The sequence below is a fragment of the Alkalibacterium indicireducens genome, from assembly GCF_039522005.1.
Classification (GTDB): domain Bacteria; phylum Bacillota; class Bacilli; order Lactobacillales; family Carnobacteriaceae_A; genus Alkalibacterium; species Alkalibacterium indicireducens.
Genome location: NZ_BAAADA010000203.1, coordinates 1 through 5742, shown reverse-complemented (window position 1 = coordinate 5742; position 5742 = coordinate 1). Strand labels below are relative to the sequence as shown.

The window sequence follows — 5742 nt, the reverse complement described above, 5'->3', positions numbered from 1 at the left end:
TGAGGCTGACGGTTGTTTTAGTTCTACGGTAATTTTCCATGTATCCATTATACTCTATACGTGTATGAAAATATACCGAACATACTCAAAAAATATTCGAATATATCACAGGGCTTTCGAGTTCGCCAAAGCGAACCCTCATCCCTGCCGAGCTATCATCCCACGATTGAAACCGTGGGTTTTCTCGCTCGGAAAACTGATGAATTTTTTAAGTGAGAAAACTATCATTTAAGTTAATTAATAGCGAAAGATTCCGATAATAAATAAGTAGCCGCTGATAGTGGACTAACTTACATAGTACAAATTGGGGGAAGTAAATTGAAAATTACGACTAAATTATTGGGTTCTTTTCTGATACTGGCAGTCATCGTACTGGTATTAGGTGGCTTGTCGCTTTTCGGGCTTCAAAGGATGAACGATAATTCTAATGAACTCTATACGGAACGGGTACAGCCGACGATCATTCTATCTGAAATCGCTCAGCTGATGGAAAATACTCGGGTACATATGCTGACCGGGGTTATTAATGCTGATCCGTCAAGAGGAGAACCAGCTCTTGAAAATATCGATCGAATTGAGGAGCTGCTAGCTGAATATAGTAATCGCCAGCTTTATGACGAAGAAGCGGTCCTTGTCGACGAACTGAACAGAACGTGGGTCAACTACTCTGAAAATCTATATGAAACGGGAGATTCTCTGGCAGAACAGGACTTTACCGAAGCAATGAATGGGATTAGACGTGCGGGGGCCTGGTATGGTGCGGCGAATATGTATCTAGAAGAGCTATTGGAAATGAATGAGATTCTTTCATCAGAAGCCTTTGATCAGAACCAGTCTATCTTCACTAATTTAAGATATATAATAATCATTGCAAGTATCCTGGCCACAGCTTTTGCCATTGTGATTGGCCTGTTCATTGGACGAAATATTGGACGCCCGCTGACCTCCATCTCGAGCAAACTGAATGATGTTGCGGATGGAAAGCTGACGGGTCAGACGATTCGCACAAAACGTAAAGACGAAATCGGCATGCTTGAACAGGCAACCAACAAGATGCAGGAAGAGCTGCGTCACATCATTACCTCAGTATCGAACGCAACTCATCATGTCCTGAGTTCCAGTGAAGAACTGACTCAGTCCACAAACGAGGTTGTCCAGGGAGCTGATCAGATTGCGATAACTATGCAGGAGCTCGCATCCGGATCAGAATCACAGGCTACTTATACTAGCGATCTTTCAGAGAGTATGAGTGCATTCGTTCACACAATCGAGCAGTCAGTTGAGGAGAGTGAGCGTGTCTATCAGACGTCCACTAAAGTACGTGGCCTGACAGATGAAGGGCGTCTGATGATGGACTCCTCAGTCACACAAATGCAGACCATCGATGAGATTGTCAAGCAGTCTGTCGACGGAATGAGAGGATTTGATACAAAATCCAGTGAAGTGTCCGAACTGGTCACAGTCATTGAAGGAATTGCAGAACAGACGAATCTTCTGGCACTGAATGCGGCAATTGAAGCGGCACGTGCCGGTGAGCAGGGCAAAGGCTTCGCTGTAGTAGCTGATGAAGTCAGAAAACTGTCGGAAGAAGTGTCCGGTTCCGTTGTGGAAATTACTGACATCGTTAGACGCATGCAGGAAGAATCTGCACAAGTCGTTGGTGCACTGGAAAATGGGTACAGTGAAGTTCAGAAAGGAACTACACAGATTCAGAAGACCGGGAAGACCTTCAACAGCATTTCATCTTCAGTTGAACAAATGGAACGGACGATACGAAGAATTACTGAAAAGCTGGCAGACAACAAGGAACAAACGGTCAATATGAGTTCCAGTGTAGAAGAGATTGCGTCGATTTCTGAAGAGTCGGCTGCGGGTATCGAACAGACGTCGGCATCGGCTCAACAGTCAAACAGCACGATGCAGGAAGTCTCCGCAAGCTCAGAAGAACTGGCCCGTCTGGCAGAAGAACTGAACCAGCTGGTCGAGCGCTTCGAACTATAGGACTAGTAGAATAATAAGGAATTTAACCCGGATTGAGTGATCAGTTGATCGCCCCGTCCGGGTTTTACTGTGTGCAGGGCAGGAATGACATCAGTAGCAGAGGCTAAATGCAGTTGCGGAGGTCGTTTCGAGTCGAAGATGCAGTTATAAATCGTCTACTTATAGTTCAGCACAAACGGCTGGTACGGAAATGGAGGTAGAGTGATTCTAGTTATAGTTCAGGCGTCTCATTTAGATTAACTTGCCACTAGAAGGGGTCTAGAGGAAGCTTTGTGCGAGAAAAAGAATTAAGCTACAGCTAGAGGGGGCCTAATGATAGTTTAGCTTCATAGAAAGAAATAAACTACAGCTGAAAAGGATCTTATGACAGTTGCCCGCCAGAAAAAATATCGGAACTAAAAGTAAAACAAGACTACTGTGAGTTCAGCAGCATGGCACTCTCCTAAGGTGCAGCTATACAGGCATAACGACTAGTATACCTTGAATTACTCGACTCAAAAAGCAGGTAAAGCTCTTGAAGAATGTAGAATCTGCTCAGGCAGATTCAACTGCCTATAGATACACAGAACTAGCCATGAAACTCTACTCCTTTTCGGACGTTTTTAGTGAAGAAAGTCTGGCCTTAACTAAAGAGTGTGCTAAGATAAGGGTGAATAGGTAGAACATAATCACTTTGAATGATGCTTTGCCAGAAAGCGTTACGGGAGGTCACACAATGAGTAGAGAAACAGAAGCAGTGGAAGTCATTATTGTTGGAGCGGGATTAGCCGGTTTATCAGCCGCCCGTGTGGTTGATGGCAGCGGACTGAGTTACAAAATTCTCGAGGCAACAGACCGGGCCGGAGGAAAAGTTTATTCAGGATGTAACGAGCTGGGAGAGTATCCTCTGGAACTGGGAGCACAGTTTGTCAATAAGGATATGACTGAGCTGACCAGGCTAATTGAAGAAAGCGGGATGCATTTAAAGCGTACCGTTTCGAAGCCAGACAGTGTCTATCTGCACGCAAAAACACGGACGGACGTTGGCGCGTTCATCGAATCCGTCGATGAAGAAATTGTTCATAGCGAGACTGACACGCGTCTGTCCCTTGCCCAGACGATAGAAGATTGGGTAGAAAACGAACAGGAAGAAGCAATAGCCAAGAGTTTTTTCACTGAGGAATCAACGGTTAGTACCGAGCACATTCTTGCCGAAAGCTTTCTCGAAACGATTGAGCGGTACGCGTCTGAACTGGATGATCTTACACATCAGGCATCCGGGCAGCTCACACAGGTAGTCGATTATCTTTCGTCTCAGCTGAAAGAAGAGATTTTGTTCAACCATCCAGTTGAATCTGTTGAGTATGAAGATGGACTATATACATTAAATACGAGCAATGGGAAGAGTCATCATGCCAAAGCCGTCATATTTGCGATTCCTCCAACGGCCGGAAGCCGCATTAAGTTTCAGGAAGAGTTGAAGACTTATTACGAGCCATTTCTGACTAGCTACATCGATGGGTCAGTTATTAAAGTGTCTCTAACATATGAGCAACCATTCTGGCATCACTATGACATGAACGGGAAATCCGTTCCTGTAGAAGGAATCGTCTATGGTGATTACGATGGGCTGAGTGTTTCCGACTCTTCAAAGGAGGGAGACCATCCAAGATTGACTGCCTTTATTGGAGGAGATTTGGCGAAAGACTTGGTGGAGCGGTCAGAACAGGATCGTCATCAGTTTGTGCTGGATAGATTGAGAGACGTCCTGGGTGATCAGGTGGAGGAATACTTGGATTACAGAGAAAGCATCTGGGTCGACCATCCATATTATGGGGGAGGATATAGCGGGCAGGTGCATGTGGCGGGCTTACCGGAATCGCCTGATAAACTGCGAACGCCTTTTAAGTTATCTGTTTTTGCAAGTACAGAGTTGGCTGAAGCTTTTCCAGGCTTTATGGAAGGGGCACTCCGGTCAGGAAAGTCTGCAGCAGAGAAGATAATCGACCTGGTCGACCGGTCAGACAAACATTGACTTAGCTATAATAATGAACCAGCAAACATGATGATGAACAACTATAGATTTATGTTCATCATCATGTATCTTTTTCACAGACTTAGGCGTATGATGAGTGTAAATAATCAGATTAGAGATAAGGAGTGAGTAGAGATGAAGTTAAAGCGGAGTATTTTACTTGTGGTGGTCTTCCTTCTGACAGCCTGTGCGTCAGAATCCGACGGGGATATGAGAGATAAATCGACAGGATATGACGGTGGAGGGACCGTGATGACGGAAGACTCGGCCGATATGGAAATGGCTGCAGAAATCGGGGAATCACCGGAGAGTTCAGGTGAACGTCTGATTGGAGAAAAAGTCATTCGAACGGCAAACATGGACTTTGAAACGGTCGAGTACACTGAGACGGTTACTTATATTCGCGAATTGGTCACGCGGCACGACGCATTTATCGAACATTCCTATGAATCAAGCCATACACCGGGCGGGGGAGCATCCAGACAATACAGAATGATTGATTACACCCTGCGTGTACCGACGGAACATCTGACGGCTTTTCTGAATGATTTGGAAGGTGTTCAGGCTCAGAAAATCAGTGAACAGATAGGAACTGAGGATGTCACGCAGTTCTATAGAGATACTGAATCAAGAGTGCAAGTTCTGGAAAACAAGGAAGAACGTCTGAACGAGCTGCTGGATCGAGCCGAGACGATTGAAGAAATCATTCAGATCGAAGACAGTCTGAATGAGACTATTGCAGAGAGAGAAAGTCTGCAGTCCCAGCTGGACTACTTTGATGATCTAATCGACTATACTGTGGTGAGAATGACTATCACCGAACGCCCAAGAATTTCCGGTGACCGGGAAGAAGGACTCTCATTCCTTAGACGGGTGCAGGAAGCACTGACAGATTCATTCTTTGCCTTTTACTACATTGTGCAGGACATCATCATCTTCTTCATTTATGCGTTTCCTTATATTCTGGTACTCGGGCTGATTGGATTGGTCATCTGGCTTGTAGCTAAGCGTTTTAAACGTAGAAATTAAGTGGCTGACTATAAGAAGGTGAACTAACGGCCTATTCTAATTTCTAAAAGTAAAATAGTAGCTTCATTTTGTATAGATGTACAAAAGAGAGCTGCCATTTTACTTTTTTAATTTTTTAGAGTTGTTTGCTATGGAGATAATGGGCTTATTATTATACCCAGGGTTCTGACCTAGCTTTTTCTGCTGACTCGTGTCATGAACCGATTTGAGCAGCAGGGGAAATTACTCTTGGGCAGGAACTCAACTGGCATTTTTGCTTGAGTTGCCTGGCAAAGACTGTTTGGCCGGCAGCTCAGTTTGTTATGTTCAGTGAGTCCGGGTGTATGGGCAGTTGCACCTGAACCCAACAGAGAGACTAGCTGGAGTCTGGGGTCAAAAGTCATTAGACCTGGAACTCCAGATAAATTCCGAACTGAGTAACCGGTATACAATCGGTTAACCCATTACTCGCCGACTCAATTTTGTTCAGTTCACTCGCAAAGGAACTAAAAGCTTTTCAAGAAGGAACATATGCGCTCCCTAGCGCATATGAACAACTCAATAGAAGAATTTAGGGGCCTTTTTTTGATTACACTGCATTTGATTAGTGAAATAGAGGCAGATTACTTATAATTGAGTTAAGTGATTAGGTAACTCCCAATAATCTATGAAAAATTATGTTTCCCAAATTTCTCGTTGCTCGTATGATGATTTCTGTC

Annotated in this window: 3 protein-coding genes; all 3 read left to right on the top strand. The window is 44.4% G+C overall.

From position 1 onward, the window contains the following. The first annotated feature begins 318 nt into the window (after nucleotides 1-318). The 3 genes from ABFX15_RS11370 (at nucleotide 319) to ABFX15_RS11360 (ending at nucleotide 5044) form a co-directional block, all read left to right on the top strand. Nucleotides 319-2001 (top strand): methyl-accepting chemotaxis protein, encoded by a 1683-nt coding sequence (locus ABFX15_RS11370; RefSeq protein WP_346025519.1) that lies wholly within the window; start codon nucleotides 319-321, stop codon nucleotides 1999-2001. 715 nt (nucleotides 2002-2716) lie between these two features. Then, nucleotides 2717-4015 (top strand): flavin monoamine oxidase family protein, encoded by a 1299-nt coding sequence (locus tag ABFX15_RS11365; protein ID WP_346025518.1) that lies wholly within the window; start codon nucleotides 2717-2719, stop codon nucleotides 4013-4015. 135 nt (nucleotides 4016-4150) lie between these two features. Next, on the top strand, nucleotides 4151-5044 hold the full coding sequence (locus ABFX15_RS11360; RefSeq protein ID WP_346025517.1) for a DUF4349 domain-containing protein: 894 nt from the start codon (nucleotides 4151-4153) through the stop codon (nucleotides 5042-5044). Nucleotides 5045-5742 lie beyond the last annotated feature (698 nt).

Bases quoted from the DNA above. Each gene is read 5' to 3' on its own strand.
- ABFX15_RS11365 (WP_346025518.1), top strand. From the start codon at position 2,717: ATGAGTAGAGAAACAGAAGCAGTGGAAGTCATTATTGTTGGAGCGGGA.
- ABFX15_RS11360 (WP_346025517.1), top strand. From the start codon at position 4,151: ATGAAGTTAAAGCGGAGTATTTTACTTGTGGTGGTCTTCCTTCTGACA.